The sequence below is a fragment of the Rhizobium sp. LjRoot258 genome (assembly GCF_964254185.1).
Lineage (GTDB): Bacteria > Pseudomonadota > Alphaproteobacteria > Rhizobiales > Rhizobiaceae > Rhizobium.
On sequence record NZ_CAXUST020000001.1, the window covers coordinates 1,910,544 to 1,926,834 of the forward strand.

General features: G+C 60.2%; 12 protein-coding genes and 2 riboswitches. Of the genes, 5 read left to right on the forward strand and 7 right to left on the reverse strand.

Going from position 1 to position 16,291, the window contains the following annotated elements; genetic code table 11:
* Nucleotides 1-19: 19 nt before the first annotated feature.
* Nucleotides 20-1,966, forward strand: coding sequence for a DNA cytosine methyltransferase (locus tag ACSQ9D_RS09575; RefSeq protein WP_436282032.1), 1,947 nt, complete (start codon nt 20-22; stop codon nt 1,964-1,966).
* A 274-nt stretch (nt 1,967-2,240) separates the two neighbouring features.
* On the opposite strand, the gene ACSQ9D_RS09580 is transcribed toward ACSQ9D_RS09575, so the two are convergent.
* The 3 genes from ACSQ9D_RS09580 to mauJ form a co-directional block, all read right to left on the reverse strand.
* Nucleotides 2,241-3,023: a universal stress protein gene (locus tag ACSQ9D_RS09580; RefSeq protein ID WP_436282033.1), complete on the reverse strand. Its 783-nt coding sequence runs from the start codon at nt 3,021-3,023 to the stop codon at nt 2,241-2,243.
* Nucleotides 3,024-3,720: 697 nt separating this feature from the next.
* Nucleotides 3,721-4,362: a GNAT family N-acetyltransferase gene (locus ACSQ9D_RS09585; protein WP_436282034.1), complete on the reverse strand. Its 642-nt coding sequence runs from the start codon at nt 4,360-4,362 to the stop codon at nt 3,721-3,723.
* 190 nt (nt 4,363-4,552) lie between these two features.
* Nucleotides 4,553-6,031, reverse strand: a complete 1,479-nt coding sequence (gene mauJ, locus ACSQ9D_RS09590) for a methylamine utilization protein MauJ (protein ID WP_436282035.1) — start codon at nt 6,029-6,031, stop codon at nt 4,553-4,555.
* Between the two features lie 150 nt (nt 6,032-6,181).
* Here mauJ and ACSQ9D_RS09595 point away from each other — a divergent pair, with 150 nt between their 5' ends.
* The 3 genes from ACSQ9D_RS09595 (at nt 6,182) to ACSQ9D_RS09605 (ending at nt 10,794) form a co-directional block, all read left to right on the forward strand.
* Nucleotides 6,182-7,855, forward strand: a complete 1,674-nt coding sequence (locus ACSQ9D_RS09595) for a RecQ family ATP-dependent DNA helicase (protein WP_436282036.1) — start codon at nt 6,182-6,184, stop codon at nt 7,853-7,855.
* Between the two features lie 460 nt (nt 7,856-8,315).
* Nucleotides 8,316-9,296: a Vgb family protein gene (locus ACSQ9D_RS09600; RefSeq protein ID WP_436282037.1), complete on the forward strand. Its 981-nt coding sequence runs from the start codon at nt 8,316-8,318 to the stop codon at nt 9,294-9,296.
* A gap of 307 nt (nt 9,297-9,603) precedes the next feature.
* The gene (locus ACSQ9D_RS09605) at nt 9,604-10,794 is read left to right on the forward strand and encodes an aminotransferase class I/II-fold pyridoxal phosphate-dependent enzyme (RefSeq protein WP_436282038.1); all 1,191 of its coding nucleotides are present in this window, start codon (nt 9,604-9,606) and stop codon (nt 10,792-10,794) included.
* A gap of 134 nt (nt 10,795-10,928) precedes the next feature.
* On the opposite strand, the gene ACSQ9D_RS09610 is transcribed toward ACSQ9D_RS09605, so the two are convergent.
* Entirely contained in the window at nt 10,929-11,267 is a 339-nt protein-coding gene (locus ACSQ9D_RS09610; protein WP_436282039.1) for a gamma-glutamylcyclotransferase family protein, read from the reverse strand.
* 87 nt (nt 11,268-11,354) lie between these two features.
* Here ACSQ9D_RS09610 and ACSQ9D_RS09615 point away from each other — a divergent pair, with 87 nt between their 5' ends.
* Nucleotides 11,355-11,636: a universal stress protein gene (locus tag ACSQ9D_RS09615; protein ID WP_436282040.1), complete on the forward strand. Its 282-nt coding sequence runs from the start codon at nt 11,355-11,357 to the stop codon at nt 11,634-11,636.
* A 12-nt stretch (nt 11,637-11,648) separates the two neighbouring features.
* Here the strand turns inward: ACSQ9D_RS09615 and ACSQ9D_RS09620 are convergent, their stop codons facing one another.
* The 3 genes from ACSQ9D_RS09620 to ACSQ9D_RS09630 form a co-directional block, all read right to left on the reverse strand.
* Nucleotides 11,649-12,578, reverse strand: coding sequence for a universal stress protein (locus ACSQ9D_RS09620; RefSeq protein ID WP_436282041.1), 930 nt, complete (start codon nt 12,576-12,578; stop codon nt 11,649-11,651).
* Nucleotides 12,579-12,696: 118 nt separating this feature from the next.
* A complete protein-coding gene (locus ACSQ9D_RS09625; RefSeq protein ID WP_436282042.1) occupies nt 12,697-14,217 on the reverse strand; it encodes a MutS-related protein in 1,521 nt (506 codons plus the stop codon).
* A complete protein-coding gene (locus ACSQ9D_RS09630) occupies nt 14,214-15,827 on the reverse strand; it encodes a MutS-related protein (protein ID WP_436282043.1) in 1,614 nt (537 codons plus the stop codon). The genes ACSQ9D_RS09625 and ACSQ9D_RS09630 overlap by 4 nt, the downstream gene beginning before the upstream one ends.
* Nucleotides 15,828-15,945: 118 nt before the next feature.
* A riboswitch (Fluoride riboswitch) is annotated at nt 15,946-16,007 on the reverse strand.
* A gap of 108 nt (nt 16,008-16,115) precedes the next feature.
* Nucleotides 16,116-16,194, forward strand: a riboswitch (Fluoride riboswitch).
* The last annotated feature ends 97 nt before the right edge of the window (nt 16,195-16,291 follow it).

Consider the following 16,291-nt stretch of genomic DNA (forward strand, 5'->3'; position numbering starts at 1 on the left):
CCCGAAAGGGGACATTCTCATGGCGGACATCGACATCAAGGCGCAGGCGCTTTCCGACGCCCGGACGCGAATCCTGAAGCTTCAGGAGCAGATGACCGATCGCCTCCTGCAGATGGCCGCCGAGGTCGAAACGTTGATGGAGATCGTCCCACCAATGGAGGCGAGGACCTTCCTCAAGGCCCGGTGCAATCTGCCAGCAGTCGAACTGTCGACCTACGTAGGATTCGCGAAGACCCTGAAGGGAGCGGAGGAAGTCCTCCGTAAAGCTCGGGTTTCCTTCCCTGTGTTGAAGGCGCTCGTCGCGGCGGACCCCGAGGCCAAGCAGGAAGTCCTCGAGCGCATGCAGATCGGCGCCCAGATCGACACGAAGGACGTTGCCGCGATCCGGCGGAGGCTTTCCGACGCCAAACTGACGGTCGCCGAAGCGATCGCCATCCGGAACCGGAGACTGGCCGCCGCCGCGGCCCGCAAGCAGATGAAGGCGACCATAGCCCTCTTCGAGGAGAAGATGTGGTCCTTCGTGCGTAGCGTCAGGATGCTGCCGCCGGAAACTCCGGTCGTTCCCGACGACATTCGCAAGCGCGCCGGATCCCTCCTCGAAGAGTTCGAATCCGTATTCGGGGCCGAGCACCCGCAGCCGCGCCCGCTGAAGCGGAACTCGCCCGGACAGCGGATCGGACGCGCGCACCATGCTCTCACGCGGTTCCGCAATGGCGATTTCGGAAATACGTTCGGCTTCGGCCTGAACGATTCCGACATCGGGCCGACGGCGGTCGACGCTCTTCTTGTGTTAACGGGGAAACCGCAACCGGTATACGGGCTCGTAAAGGCGCCGTCGCCTCTGACGGAACTCCCGCCCCCGCGGTACCATCTCAAAGCGCTGGAAATCTGCGCGGGCGCGGGCGGTATGGCCGTTGGTCTCGAGCGAGCAGGATTCCATCATGTCGGACTGGTCGAGTTAGACAAGAACGCTGCGGCGACGCTTCGGAAAAACCGCCCGCACTGGCCGGTGATCGAGGCCGATGTTCGCACGATCGACTTCACGCAGTTTCGGAGGAGCGCGGTCGATCTCCTCGTAGGCGGGATTCCGTGCCAGCCTTATTCAACCTCGGGCAAGAGCGAAGGCAAGAACGACGAGAAGGACCTGCTGCTGGAAGGCGTCCGGGCCGTCAAGGAATCGAAGCCGAAGGCGTTCGTCTTCGAGAACGTCGAGGGCTTCCTCCATGCCAAGCATGCCGACCACGTCGCGTCCGCTCTTCGGCGTCTGTCGAAGGCAGGCTACGAAGTTTCGATCCACCGGATCAACACACGGGACTACGGCATCGCGCAAGACCGCAGCCGTATTCTCGTGATCGGATTGCGAAAGGAACTGGCTGGCGCCTTCCGTATGCCCCCGCGGTTCCCCGGATGGCGAACGAACATTGGTGACGCACTGGCCGACCTTATGGGCGCAAACGGATGGTCCGACGTCGACAAATGGGTCCGGGCCATGCGGGAACAGCCCTTCCATGACAAATTTAGAAACTTCGTTCAACGCGGCGCTCTGTCAGCGACAATTCGCGGACGGAAGGGAGCCGGACTACCGAAGGAAACTGAACGCTGGCTCCGGAAGGGATTCACCTACGCGCCAATACCAAAGGAGGCTCCGACTGATACCGACGCCCAGAAACGGGGCTTCGTCCCCGGCCTTACACTGAGGATGCGCGCTCGACTGCAGGACTTCCCCGACGACTGGCAATTCGTGGGTGGCGTGGCGAGCGTTGCCGAGCAGATCGGGAATGCAGTAGCACCGAGGATGGCGCAGGCGGTCGGGCTGGCGATGTTCTCGGCTCTGCGCGCGATGGAACTCGATTGGGATGCACTGCTATTCGGCCGGCCTCGGCGGCCGCTTGTCGTAGCGCCGCCGCTCGATTTGCACCCTGAAATTTCACATACTTCATCCATTCTTCACGAGGACGCGTTGTGACGACCGCAATTCAGAAAATCATCGACACATTGTGGAGAGCCGCGCATTTCGAATGGAAGTGGCGATCGCGGTAATCGGATCCGTGCGGGTCGTCGATCATCCTTTGTTGTTGTCGTTTTCCGTAACCGCCGGTTGTCGAATTGGCTGAGATAGGGACGCTCTCAGGCATTTTGCCGAATCCATCCTCGACGAACTAGCATCAAGGGCTGTGTCGCGTGCCGGCGTCACGCGCTCAAAGAAGTCATCGAGCATTGACCAGCCGCAAGGCCGCGATTTAATGCGACATCAGGACCGGCATTGAAATGTTGTTCAGCAAATCGCGCGTCGCGCCGCCAAACATATCTTCGAAAAGCGGCGAGTGGCCATAGGCGCCGCAGACGATAAGATCTGCACTCTCTCGGTCGAGGCCGGCAAACAAAGCACTGGTGAAATCGTTCTCTCCCGTGTTGCGCCATCCCGCTAAGACTACCGCTATCCCATGGTGCTCGAGATGGCTCTTTATCTCCTGAACGTCTGCATTCTTGTCGCTATAGTTGCTCGCAAACACGAACAGGAAGACTTTGCGTGCGGCCTTGAGGATCGGCATTGCGTCGTGAACTGCCCTGGTTGACTCGCGGCTGAAATTCCAGGCAATGACCACCTGCTCGCCGATTGCGTCTTCTCCTGCCCAGCCCGTTGGAAGGACCAACATGGGAACCCCGGCTGTCATCAAGATTTCTTTGGGGACTGCTGAATTGGAAAGATGGAGGTGGTCCGGATGCGGCTGTGTTGTTACCAGAAGGTCCGCGCAATGGGAAAAAAGCTGCTCTGCGGTATGAGCCTCCGGCCGTGCCACGTGATATTGGAAATCAAGGCCAGCCTTTCGAACCGCGGTGGCGAATTCGTCTTCAATCGCGAGCGCCTGCTCTCGGCTCTCCCCCTCAAGTGCTTCTTTCGTGCTGACGTCGACGCCGATCAGCCTGGCCTGGTGCTTGGCTGCGACATTGATGGCAGTGCGCACACGGGCCGTGGAATCTGCTCCAGCGTCCAAATAGACAACGATATCTCTGTAGGCCATAACTTCCTCCATTCGCGGACGCACAGGGCCGAGCGTTACCTTCTCGCTTCTCTGTCGTAGGAGTCTCCAGGACAATCGCAGCGAACCCATGACCCTGAACAGTTAATGTCCCTTGACGCTCTAGGTTCCGGACGACTGCAAGAATTAACGATGTCGTCGGGTTGGGTTGAGAACCCGTTTCTCCCTTCCAGACGAGATCGAAAGACGGAGAGTACCTGCACGAGCTGTCGGAAGTCCACTTCTTCTCAAAGGACTCGAGGCCGACGTAGCGGTCATCCTAGATGCCGCAGATTTCGATAGGACGCCGGCAATCGTTCTCAACTTTCCGAACAATCAGATCCGCGCTCTGAACTTCGTCGCGCAGGAGCTTTCAAGAAGGTACAGGGGTGCATTCACCTGCATACCCGACAAACAGCTAGCCACCCAGGAGGAGATCAACCGCCTCGCGGACTATCGTTCAGAGGATAGGATTTACGACGCAAGGCTGCTCCTTGGGGCAGATCCATCTGTTCAGCATCGTCTCCGACGACTGCTGCCGCAGATCGCCTCGGAAAATGTCCCTGACCACTCCTATACCTATCCGTCGCTTTTGGACGGCTTGCATGAACGGTATGGTAAGTATCGGGCGAACCGGATGGCGGGCTTCAGTCCGTAATCGGATATGTTTGCGCTGATGCACCCTTCCGTCCTCGGTTCTTCAATCATCTTCATAGAAGAACAAACTGTCGTCCGGATGCGCGACAGGTTCATCCCAGACGCCGACCAGCCACCCCGGCCGTTTCTTTTTCGACACGGGGACGAGTCCCAGGGACTTGTCCGACTGATAGTATGCCGCGAGCTTGAGGTTGTCTGCGCCGGAGACGTCGTCTCCGTCCAGATGCGCTTTCAGAATGACTAACAACCCGTATCGGCCGAGTACATGCTTCGCCTCGCGCATCAACCGAATCCCGACGCCCTTTCCGCGCAATGAAGGGTCGACCCACATCCGCTCGAGATGCGCGACGGCCCCACATTCATCGAACGACATCGGTCGTTTCAAGCCTTTCTTTATGAGCGTCGTATTCGCGGTGAGGATTTCCAGGGCTTGGACTGCGTGCTCGCTTCGCATGTCAAAAACCGCGAAGTACCAGTCGTCGTCTTCCTCGGGCAGATAGCCGGGCTGCGCCAGGAAGCCCTTCAGTCGGGCCAGCGGCGGACCCGGTTCGTCGTTTGATGCGGGATACCGTCGCAGTTCCACCGACCAGTCAAGGATGTCGGGTTCGTCGGAATGTTTCCTAAATCTCGTCTCGAAAGCGAGATAGCTGTCGTCGTCTTCCGTATCCGAAGCTCCATCAGTCACCAACGTGCCCTCGTTCGATATCCCGTCACGCGACGACCTTCTGCGACGCCCATCGTAGCCGCAGGTTTTCGGATTGCAATTGGCAAAGATTGCTCAACTTAGGATCAGAACGCGTTGATCTAATTTGAGGTCATAATCGACACCGGTCGTGGCTCAAATCGCCCACCTTCCCGTCTATCAAGTTGACGGTTCATCGCGCGTCGTCTGAAAAATACGAGTCTGATAAGTGGAACTCGGTCTTCAGATAGTGGCGCGCCAAAGCATGAATGACCTCCGCGGCCGAGTAGAGCCGCCGGATCTCAAGCGACGCATCGGCGTCCGACGGAAACTTCTCGGAAGCATGTGCTGTAGCGACCCGGCAGTTATCGAATATGTATTTGTGACCTGGCTTGCCCCCACGAGCTTCCTCGAAACGCTTGAGGGCATCTGGACTGAGTTTCGTAGCGACGGCGTCGAAATTGTCTCGGATCCAGATCTTTGTCGGATTGGGAGCCTTCCCATCACCTTTAACGCGCTGCTCGAAGACTTTGAAAAAGCTCAGGACCTCGTAAGAGACGAGGCCCGCCTCGTGGGCATTGAGTCCTTCGCGATAGTACGCAAGACGTTGCAATATTTCCTTGTTCTCAGGCAGCGATCGATCAAAGACCCACTGCCCCGCGATGGTACCACCCTTGTCGTACCTCCGCACAGGAACCGGCACAGGATTGCCCGACCAGCCGTCACCAAGGATCGCATGCTGATCCTGGCACCAGCTAAGGATGCTTAGGAACCTGTTGAGCAGGGTCCGCGCCTCCACGTGCGAAAGCCGTTGGTTCGTCAGATCGATACTGATCGAATGAGAATTGTCCTTCGTCCTCGGAAAAAGCACGAACTGGTGGCCTGCGAAGGTGACAAGCGTCGGCTCCTTCGGCCAAGCCACAGCGGTGTCCACCGGCAAATTCATAAAGCGCGAGGATACGCGCGCACCGAGCTTTCGATGAAACTCGCTTTTCTCCTCTTCGCTCTCGTATTCGGTCCAATCGGTTTTGAGGGGAAGGTCTAGGTGCCGGGAAACAGCGATGTCGCGCCGCAGTCTTAGAAAGAACTCCCGCCCTAGGGCGAGCTGTCTTGCCGACGGGGCGTGAATCCTATCGTGGTCGTGCGTCTTCTCGGCGCCCTCGCGCAGCAGGGACAATGCCATGTCGGAGACAAACGAGATGGTCCTTCGCACTCCCTTCTCGTCGAAAACCGCACGAGCGTGATAGTCGTCCCCCTGGTTCGTGCGATCAATCGTCAATGTCAATGCGACCACCGACGTGCAGGCATCGTCGCTGGCTAGAATGGCCGCCATCGTGTCCTGCAGCGTCCTGCAGTTCCGGAAGCCGGCGACGGCACCACCGACAGAGCATAGGCCTCCCAGGGACAACGACGCGAGCCCAGCGAAACCCAGTCCGATCGGAGCGAATCCTAGAACCGCGCTGGCAATCTGCTTGTCGTCCAACCGCACCCCGGCATTCTCGCGTCCTCTTGGTAGAAGGCCGAATCCACGCAGATGCTCAAATCTTTTGAGCGTGTCGCTCAGCGGGTCTGGCCGCACGAGAGCTTCATGAAGAAAGTGGGCGAGGTTCTTGGCGTACATCGTCGTCGTATAGCCTGAGCGTCCGGAGCGTTCCAGAGGGCCATCATTCACTGCTGGATCGTGTGACGGCATTCTATGCGCTTTCATGGTGGGACTGACGCGCCTCGGCCGGGACGAGTGGAAAGCAGCGTGTTCAGTTACGCTTTTTCAGGGACTCTGTTCCAGACTCCGCCAAAACAGTCGTCTGGAAAGATTCGTATCGTGAGCACTTGGGAAGAGACGCGTCGGCTAGTTCACGAGCGAGACGGCTTTCGCTGCGTCTCCTGTTCTCTGAAGCTGGCTTCCCGCGACGCCGACGTCCATCATCTTCTTCCGAGGTCTATGGGCGGCTCCGACGAGCTCTCCAACCTTGTCACCCTCTGCGATGGCTGTCACGCAGCGCATCACCCGAACCTGGCCGGGGGGCTGGCACGCCGGGTTATCGAACGCTGGGCGATGCGTCTCGCCCGATGGCTGGACGACGAAGCGCGGTCGCTCGAAGCCGGCATGAACTTCGGCCCCGTACTTCGACTCTTTGGCGCGTCGCATTTCCGCGGAGGACAGCTTCCGATCGTCCTCGCGGCGCTCTCCGGGAAGTCGATCCTAGTCGTCAGTCCGACAGGATCAGGGAAGTCACTGTGCTTCCAGCTTCCTGCCCTGCTCCGTCATGGGGTGACAATCATCATCAGCCCGCTGAAGACCCTTATGAGCGATCAGGTCTCAGGGCTCTTGCGAAAGAAGATACCGGCCACTTTCATTAACAGCGCGCTCGGTCCTGAGGAAAAGGAAATCCGCTACGCTTGGATTGGGACGAACGCGGTGAAGTTCCTTTACGTCGCTCCTGAGCGATTTTTCGTGCGGCGACAGGAAGAACGCGACGCACTCTCGCGCAGCCGACCCGAATACCTCGTCGTGGACGAAGCGCACTGCGTCGATCAATGGGGCCGGGACTTCCGGCCTGAATACGGCCGCCTGAGCGAAGTCCGCTCCAGTCTCGGTTCGCCGCCGGTCCTTGCGTTTACAGCCACTGCCGGCCAGGCCATGCAGAAGCGAATCCTTTCCTCCCTCTGCATCGAAGACGCAACAGTATTCGTCCGCGGCGTCGATCGTCCCAACATCGCGCTGATCAGATGGAACGCGCCGTCGGGAGCTCGTCACCATGACATTGCCAAGCTACTTCGGCTCCCGGTGTTTGCGGACCGAAAGGCGATGATCTTCGTACCGACGGCACGTGTCGGCCAGGAGCTTCAGAGCGACCTCCGCAACAATGGCCTCGACGTACCCTTCTACCACTCGAAACTTGGAACCGAGTGGGAACGGCAGGAACTGCTGAAGCGGTTTCAAGGAGAGAGCCGTCCGCTCGTCAACCACATCATCTGCACGAACGCCTTCGGTATGGGGCTGGATGTTCCCGACGTCCGTTTGGTCATCCACTGGCAGCAGCCAGCATCGGTCGAGGACTATCTACAGGAACTCGGCCGAGTTGGTCGCGACGGCAGGCAGTCTGTTGCCGTTGCGTTCACCGAGGCCGGCCGCGGCGCCGGCCGAGACGTCGGACTCCTTCGGTTTATGGCCGAAAAAACCGCGAGCGGTTCGGGCCTGGATGAGATCACTGCGCGGGCGATGCTGCTGCAGCGGTTCTCTCAGATCGATGACCTCACCGCCCTGCTCGGCTCAAAAAACTGCTTCCGAAAAGAACTCGTCGAGTATTTCGAAGGACCGAAGGTCGCTGTCCGACAGGGACTTGGGCGCGCCATTTTAAACTGGGTTTTCAGCAATGAAGGCAAGCCGCTGCGTTTCAGATACTGCTGCGACCAATGCGCAGGCCTCGATCAACGTCAGGAATCCTTGCCGGATCATGTGATGTCGGTCTTCGCCAGACGAGTAAACCGATGACCATTGTCGCTCGTCGCGATAATGACGCTCGCGATCGTTGCGTCGGGAGGACCCCGCGCTGCCACCATGGCGGCCACGTGAATAGCGAAACGCCCGCCGCTATGTTCATCCACCAAATCTGTTGCCGGACGGCTTCCCGACCGAATGTCTGCTCGTCCCTATCGGATCGAAGATCACTGGGTCGCGCAGGAACTCCGCGCTATCAGTCAGCAACGGTCACTAGCGACAGCTTCTGCCCCAATACAGCCGGGGCGGATGACCGCAGTTGGCGCAATACAGCAGCCGTCGAGAGCCTCTGTTTTTGACCGACCCGCAAATTCGCGGCTCATCTACCCAGCGACCGCTCGCAGCGAATGGACAGCGGCGCGCTTATCTTGCGAGGGAAACAGATTAGGTCCAGTATCGAGGCTTGCATCTCCTGCGCGAAATCGCGGCCGGCCAACTTGTCCGGAGAATTACGATGAAGTCCGCATCAGTATTTTTCCTGAGCATACTCTTCGCTGCGGCCACGAACCTGGACGTCGCGCAGGCGGACGAGCCAGCGATGGCGCACGAAAAGCAGGAGTTAAAGGTTCAAGCAAAAATCTTGCGCAGGGGTGATTTCATCGCTTTTGGATTTGGCTCCGTATGGATGATGAGCGGTAATCACCTCGGCCGTTTCAACCCTGCTGACAACAGCACAATCGACATTCCGGTCGAGGGAGCAATCGGGCCATATAGGGGGATCGCAACCGGAGAGCGCGCGGTTTGGGTACCGGACATTGAGAGCAAGACCATTTTCAAGATCGATCCGCAGGCAAACCGGGTCGTGATGCGCATCCCCGCAGACTTGTCCGACAGCGAAGGCAGCATTGGTGTCGGCGCGGGAGCCGTCTGGGTCGTTACAATGGCCGGAAAGAAAATCACGTCCAAAGACTACAATCGCGAGCTTAGCCGCTTCAACGCCGCAACGGGTGTACTGGAAGCAACGCTGCAATTGCCTGCACGTGGGGCCGCCGCCATTTTCGATCATGGCTCGGTTTGGGTCACCGGGTTCAACAAGAATGAACTCTATCGCGTGGACCCGGTGACCAATCGTGTTGTCGCAACGATCGCCCTGCGCGAACGCCCGCGCTTCCTGGCATCCGGTGAAGGGTCGGTTTGGGTCGTCAACCAGGGTGACGGCACGGTGCAGCGGATCGACGCCAGAAGCAATGAGCTGATGGCGACGATTGAGACCGGCGCAGCAGGCGGTGGCGGTGATATCGCGGTTGGCGGTGGCTTTACATGGGTCACCTCGCGCGAGTGGCCCGTCATCAAGATCGACGCCAAGAACAATCAACTTGTTGGAACGTTCCATGCGCCCCGCGACGCGGAAGGCATGGGAGACGCCATCCGTTATGGCGCTGGCTCGGTGTGGGTTTCGGGCACATCGCTATTTCGGATCGACCCCTCCCAATAGCGTTTGAACGACACTAACTCCTTGGTGCTAGTGGAATAACCACGAGCGTCCCCTGGTGGCACAGTTGCCCTTCACATTGCTTTGGTATGGATCTGAGCTGGCGCGTCAGCCGCAAACCGCGTTACCGCAGTGCGCCGTTGCTTATTGTCCGATTGGCCGGGCCCTCAAGGCCATCTGCAGAATCCGCGCCCTGGCATCGGGAAAGCGGCGAGAGCTTTCCTGCGACTGGGAGGCAGACAGATGATACTGTCGGAGTCGGGCGGCGTATTTGACCGAGGGACAGGCGCCGCCCGCAGGGGGGTGCGCCATGCCGATCGCCGCCGTGTCCAGCCGGATGCTCGCCGTAACAGAGGAAATGCGCGCGGTCATGGACTTCGCGCAACGGGTGCTCGAAGGAGATGGCCTCGGTCCAGATGCTTGCGATTTCATGTTCGGCAATCCGCAGGAGCCACCGTTGCGCGGCCTCGTCGATGCGCTGGTCCGCCACGCTGAACCGCACGACGTTCACTGGTTCGGCTACCAGAAATACGATGCCTTGGCGCGCGAGACGGTCGCTCGCAAGCTGAGCGAAACGCGCGGCCGGTCCTACGAACCGGCCGACATCGCCATCACCGCCGGAGGGTTCGGCGCGATAGCGGCGGCGCTGCTCGCCGTGCTCGAGGTGGGCGACGAGGTCATCTATCCGCGCCCCGGCTGGTTCGCCTATGGCGCTCAGATTCGCGGAGCCGCCGGCACGCCCGTTGCCGTGGACCTGTCGCCCGTCAATTTCGATCTCGATATTGAGAAGATCGCGGCGTCGATCACGCCGCGCACGCGCGTCGTCGTGGTGAATACCCCACACAACCCAACCGGTCGAATATTCCCGCGCGCTCAACTCGATGCGCTCGCCGATATGCTTGCCGCGGCATCCGAGCGACACGGCAAGGTGATCTACTTGCTTGCCGACGAGCCCTATGCGCGGCTAGTGTTTGGCGGTAACGCCCATATCAGCCCGGCCGATAGCTATCCGCACACGCTGATCGCCTACTCCTACGGCAAGACTCTGCTTGCACCCGGCGAGCGCCTCGGCTGGCTCGCCCTCGGGGCGGACATGCCAGAGGCCGATCGCATGAGGCTGCGCGAGGCGGTCGACATAGCTCAGGTATCGCATGGCTGGGCCTTCGCCGGTCGAACCCTGCAGCGGGCCCTGCCCGATCTTGAGAAGCTCTGCATCGATGTTACCGCCCTCGAGCGGCGCCGCGATCGTATGGTCGAAAGCCTTAGGGAAGCAGGCTACGATCTACCGGTGCCCGAAGGCACCTTCTATCTGATTCCGCGATCTCCGATCCCGGACGACATGGCCTTCGCGGCGCGCCTTGCGGCCGACGGCGTCTGGGTTCTGCCGGGGAGCGTCGCGCAGTTGCCCGGCCGCCTGCGGATCAGCCTCACCGCGAACGATGTGATGGTCGAGCGCTCTTTGCCCGTCTTTGCGCAAGCGATTAGGGAAGTCGCAGCGTAGCGAAGTGGACAACGAGGCTCAACACCGGCCCAACCACTTCATAATGGATCAACTCGAGATCGGGCTGCGGACATTGGCCGCGATGCTAAATGCTGGAGAGGACGATGTCAGTTCGACCGAATGGACGCCTATAGTTAGGTCATCTTCGCCAATGCGTAGACGAATGCTTCAACTTGCTGGCCTCCAACCGTGACCTTGGCGACACCACGCTGATAGCTGTCGCCCTCGAACTCGTCGAGACGCTTCCAGTGTTTCGGAAGGTCCGGGGATTCGAATACTGAAACAGGGACTTCGAAGGCTTCGTCATCAAGCACCAGACCGGGAAAGCCGATCCCCGCTCCCCATCCGGCCTCAAGAAGTCGGCCACGAACGGTGCCTTTACGCCAGGTGCCACGAAGGCCGTCGAGCTGTCCGTGATTGACCTCGCCGGGCGCAAGGCTTCCATACGTCGCGAGACGATGTTCGGCGTCCATGATGCTTTGGTGCGCTCCTAAAGATCCAGAGCCGGCGACCCGGCCAGGCGTTGCTACAAGTTTGGCACGTTTGTAGCAAGATGACGTGTGGTCACAGAAAGAGAGCGCGTCTCAGCCTGCCCTTGGTGTCTATCGCAGGCGTTGAAGGAGCGTCCGCAGCCTGGCTGGGCGACGGCGCATGTGACGATCGAGACGCATGTCAGGGTGGGGCATGCCGTGCCGGTGATCACCGATTTCATCGAACGGGAGCGCTTCGATCTGCTGGTCATCGGCTACATGGGCCACTCGGCGCTCTACAACCGTCTGATCGGCAGCACCACCGACAGGCTGGTCGAATTGGCGCCCTGCCAGGTCCTGGTCGTCAAATGATCGCAGCCGGACCTAATGCTTCATCATCAACGGAAGCGTGGCATGCGACAGCAGATGACGCGTGACACGACCGAGAAGCAGTTCCAGGAAATAGCCGTGCTTGAAGGCGCCGATCAGCAGGCAGGTGGCATTCGCCGAGCTGGCGAAATCGAGGATGGCTTCAGCTACGGACCGGCTTCCCGAGCCGATTGCGACGACGTCGCCCTTGAGTCCAAGCTGGTCAAGCAACTCCCTCGCGGTGAACTGATAGCTTCTATCCGGCTTGTCGTTGACGCATAGAACCGTGACCCGATCGGCCGCGGCCAGCCAGCGTCGGGCGGCGACGACCGCACGCTGCGCATGATCATGCGGTTTCCAGCCAATCACCACATGTCCCAGCAGGCTGCCTCGATAGGGACCGGGTGGCGGCGCCAGGACGAGCTTGTGTTCATTGAACAGAAGATCATGGAACGCGTCGCGGGCATCCATGTTGCCATGCCACGGGGCGACGACGAGCGCCGTCTCATGGCATTCGCTGGTCACGCAGCGATTGAGATCGCCGCGGCAGTCGTCCAGAAGGAGACGTTCTCTATCGGGATTGTCCTGCTTCCAATTCTCGAAGGCGGCGGCGACCCGCTCCAATCGCTGTGCTGGCGAGCCTTCGTCCAGGTCTCGCAGCATCTGCAGGTCGATCTCCTCCGGCGCGGCGATCATCCTTACGGGATCGGCGCCGACATGTGCGGCGGCCATGGTGCCGCGGACGGCGCCGGCTGCGTCTTCGGCGACATCGAGACAGGTCCGCGCTGTTTCCGGATCCGGCAGCAGAGCGAGAACGTCGGCATGGACGGTCACTTCGTGCACATGGCCGGCGAAGACGACGCCGGCCTCTGCCGAGGGGGGGTCCGCGGGCTGTCGCTCGAGGGCGCGTTGTTCATTCCGGACCTCCTTCCGCGATGCTCCCATACCGCTCCTGGTCCACTGATCCTCGCCGCAAGCCAACGTGCCCTGCTCGAAGGATCAAGATGAATCTTACTCCTGCACACCAGATCCAGCAACGCTGCCGTTCCGCACGACTCTCAAGTCACGCCTGCAACCGCGTATCGGAGGTGCTTTCAAAAATATCTCGATAGAGGTCCTCCCCGAAGCTCGTGCGCAACGGCGTGCCCTCGATCAGTCTGAAGCTTCGCGATCCGTCGTCGTGCCGTTCGGCGCGCAGGAAGGCCACGTCCCGTCGGCCTTCTTCGGCAAATCCGTTGGCAAATTCGAACATGTGGGTGACGAAGAACATGCGCGTGCGGTGGTCTAACAACGTGCCGACGATCTGGCGGGCGATCTCCGTGCCTTCCCGCTCGTTGGTCGCGGAAAAGGATTCGTTGAACAGGGTCAGGGCATCGCTGTCGAAATGGTCGACGATCGCGCTCATGCGGCTCAACTCTTCGTCCAGTTTGCCGCTGCGCATCGAATTGTCTTCTTCGCGCTTGTAGTGGGTGATCACCCCGTCGCAGAGACTTGCGGCGAAGTTCTCGGCCGGGACGAACATGCCGCATTGCATCATCAACTGCGCCAGGCCGATGCTACGCAGGAAGGTCGACTTGCCGCCCTGGTTTGCGCCGGTGATGAGCACGAGCAGACGCCCGCCGCTGTCGAAGGCGTTGCCGACGACGCTCCTGCCCGTGTTCAAGGCGAGGCAGACGTCGTAGAGACCCGCGAATTGACATTGCTTTAGCGACTCATCCGTCGGGGACGGGAACACGGACGGCGCGCCGAGTTCATCGAGCCGTTCGTGCAAATTGAGGCAACCGACGTAGAAGGCCAGCTCCAGCCGCAGCATGTCGAAGAAGCTGTTGATGTGATCGAGCGCATGCGACGTTGCGTTGGCGACGAGGTCGACGCCGCAGTCGGCGAGCTCCGCCAGCGATCTCGAGCCGCTTTCGTCGCGCGGATGGAGCGCGAAGGTGAAGCCCTCTTCGTTCCAGCCGAACAGCTTCTCGAACCAGCGTCGCCGATCCGGAAGCGGCTTGCGGAGCACGTAGTCCGCACCCTTGTTGCCTCTCCCCAGCCGGGCGCTCATCAGGACGCCGTTCGTGAACGCCAGTCTCTCGAGGTGGCTGGCGACCGCCGCGAGATAGCTGTCGTCGAGCTCGCTTCGCAGCATGGCGAAAAGGTTGCACATGCCCTCGGAGCGGAAGGTGCCGGAATGGGTATCGGCGACCTCTCTTAGAATTTTCAGGCGTTCCATCAGCACCTGCAGCTTGTCGACGGCCTGACGGAGCGTGGCAGACGGCTGGTTGCCATACCAGCTCCAGCTCGACTTCGCCTTCGGGCCGATCGTCCCAACGGCGATGGCATAGAGCTCGCGGCAGACCGCCGGATGCTCCAGGCAGCCCTTCAGGATCTCATGACGATACTGGATGGTGTCGGTCGAGCCGGAGCTCCCGAGCAGGATCGCGCATCGCGCCACCTCCCGCAGGAAGGCGTCGCCGCCGGACATCGCATCGAACAGCGTGTCGAGCGCCAGGTCCTCTATCAAGGCCTGATGGTTCCATGGCAATTGCGCCTTCACGTCGAAGTCGCGATCTCGGTGCATCAAGAGAGCTTTCATCGCTCAATGCGCTCCTTCAGGCGCTCGGTTGTCAGTCCGTATTTCTCCGCGATGGACAGGGCATAGGACCGGCCGCTCGCTTGCTGCCGGATCACCTTATACGTCCGGACGGCGTGATCGCCCGGATCCACCGTGCTGACCATGCTGACGGTTCGGTCCGAATAGGCGGCGAGTTCGTGGATGAAGGTCACCCAGACGCAGAACGCATCTAGTTCGAGGATTCGTTGCAGCACCTCGCGGCTGAGGAAGGTCGCGTCCCGCAGCGTCGTCGAGGTGAATATCTCGTTCATGACGACGACGCTGTTTGGCGTCGCCGCAGCGAGAATGTCGTGGATGCGGACGAGATCGTCCTGCAGCTTGCCGCGCAGGTTTCGGCTGTCTTCCTGCCGCTCGAAATGCGTGAAGACGCGATCCGCAAGAAAGAACCTGGCATCGCGTCCGGGAACCGGACATCCGAGCCGCGCCAGATAGGCAAGTTGTCCGAAGGTGCGGGCGAACGTCGTCTTCCCGCCCTGGTTCGGGCCGGACACGACCAAAATGCGTTCGTCGCCTGTCAGCGCCACGTCGTTGGTCACCACCCGGTCGCCGTCGGCTTTCAGTTTCGCCGCCAGCGCAAGGTCGAAACAATCGAGGGCCTTCATCTCCTTGATCGCAGCGCTCATCACCGGATAGCTGAATGGCAGGCCATCTTCCTGCAGGGGTGCGATGTGGGCGAGATACGACAAGTAGAACTGGATTTCCCGGTCGAAGGCGGCAACCCTCGGATCGACGAATCGGCGGTCTTCGGCGGTGCAGAACTCTTGCAGGCGGTCGAAGAGCGCCGGGTTGAGGGCGGCGACAAGATCGAGGATCTTCGCCTCGATATGGTTCATCCAGCTCCAGTCGCGCAGCTCGTGCAGGTAATCCTTTGGCGCGGCCTGGCTGAACTTTCCGAAAACACCCTCGATTTCGGCGCTGTAGTCGCCCTCGCCCTTGTAGTTGCGGACCGTTACCTTGCTGCCGTTTATGAGAACGCAATAGCGGACGGCCGCCAGGCGGGCCTGCAGCTCTTTTGCAGTAGCTGCCAGCGTCACAAATCTCGAACTGCCGACATAGCCCCGCAACCACGCTGAGAAGGCCCGAAGGCCGCGCGACTTCGGCGAAAGCTGTTCCAGCGAGCGCGAAAGTGCCACGGAGGAGCCGCAGTAGACGTCGATCGCATCGAGCAGCACCGCCCGCTTCTGGAGGTCGTAGTGCAGCTTGCCGATTTCCTCGAAATTGCCGCGGACCGCCCGCATGCCGGCGGCGAAGGCTTTGATCACCGCGCTTACCTCCGCATCCTCGACGTCGCGCGCGATTTCCTGACGGTAGACGATCGCGTCGCAGTCGGTCAGCGCGGAATGGAAGAACGGCTTCAGGTCATACTCCTCGTACCCGATCGTGATCGAAGCGACGATCTGGTCGAGGTTCAGATCGGTAAAGCATTCAGGCTGGTGCGATTGACCGACGCTGGGCTGACGATCCGTCTCCGAAAACAGAATGCTAGTGAACGGAATCGAAAGGGCGTTTGGCTCGCCAGTTTCCGACGACACGACGGCACCCGGCGCGGTTCCAAGCTCGCTGCGGTTCAAGCCGGGTGTCCTTGACAACGGTGTTTGGTTGGGCGCGACAGGATCGCGAATCTCTTGGGGGCGAGCGCGACCGTCCAGGGATGTGTTGTGATCGTCCATTTGACGGACTCCTGCTGTTCATCGAGCAGGAGTCATTGGCCGGACCGGCTGTTTAGGGTGAACTCCACCACCGCATGTCCCTTCATAGTTATGCTTGTTGCGACGAAGTTCAAGCGAAGCCGCCACGGGAAGTGGAGATGAAAATCGAAGAGCCGCGTTGCCTTGACAGCATTGCTGTCCTATCGATATGGAGGATTCGGTAATGGATTCTGCCGGGCCATGGTGGCCGAACCGCTTCCTCGACGAAGCTGATGACTCCTACTCAACTCGCCGTTCCGGCGAAGGAGTAGAGTCGTGCCTGAATTCAACCTAGTACCGTTCTCCCTTACAAAATCCGATCTCGTTTCGATGGTCGCCAGACCCCT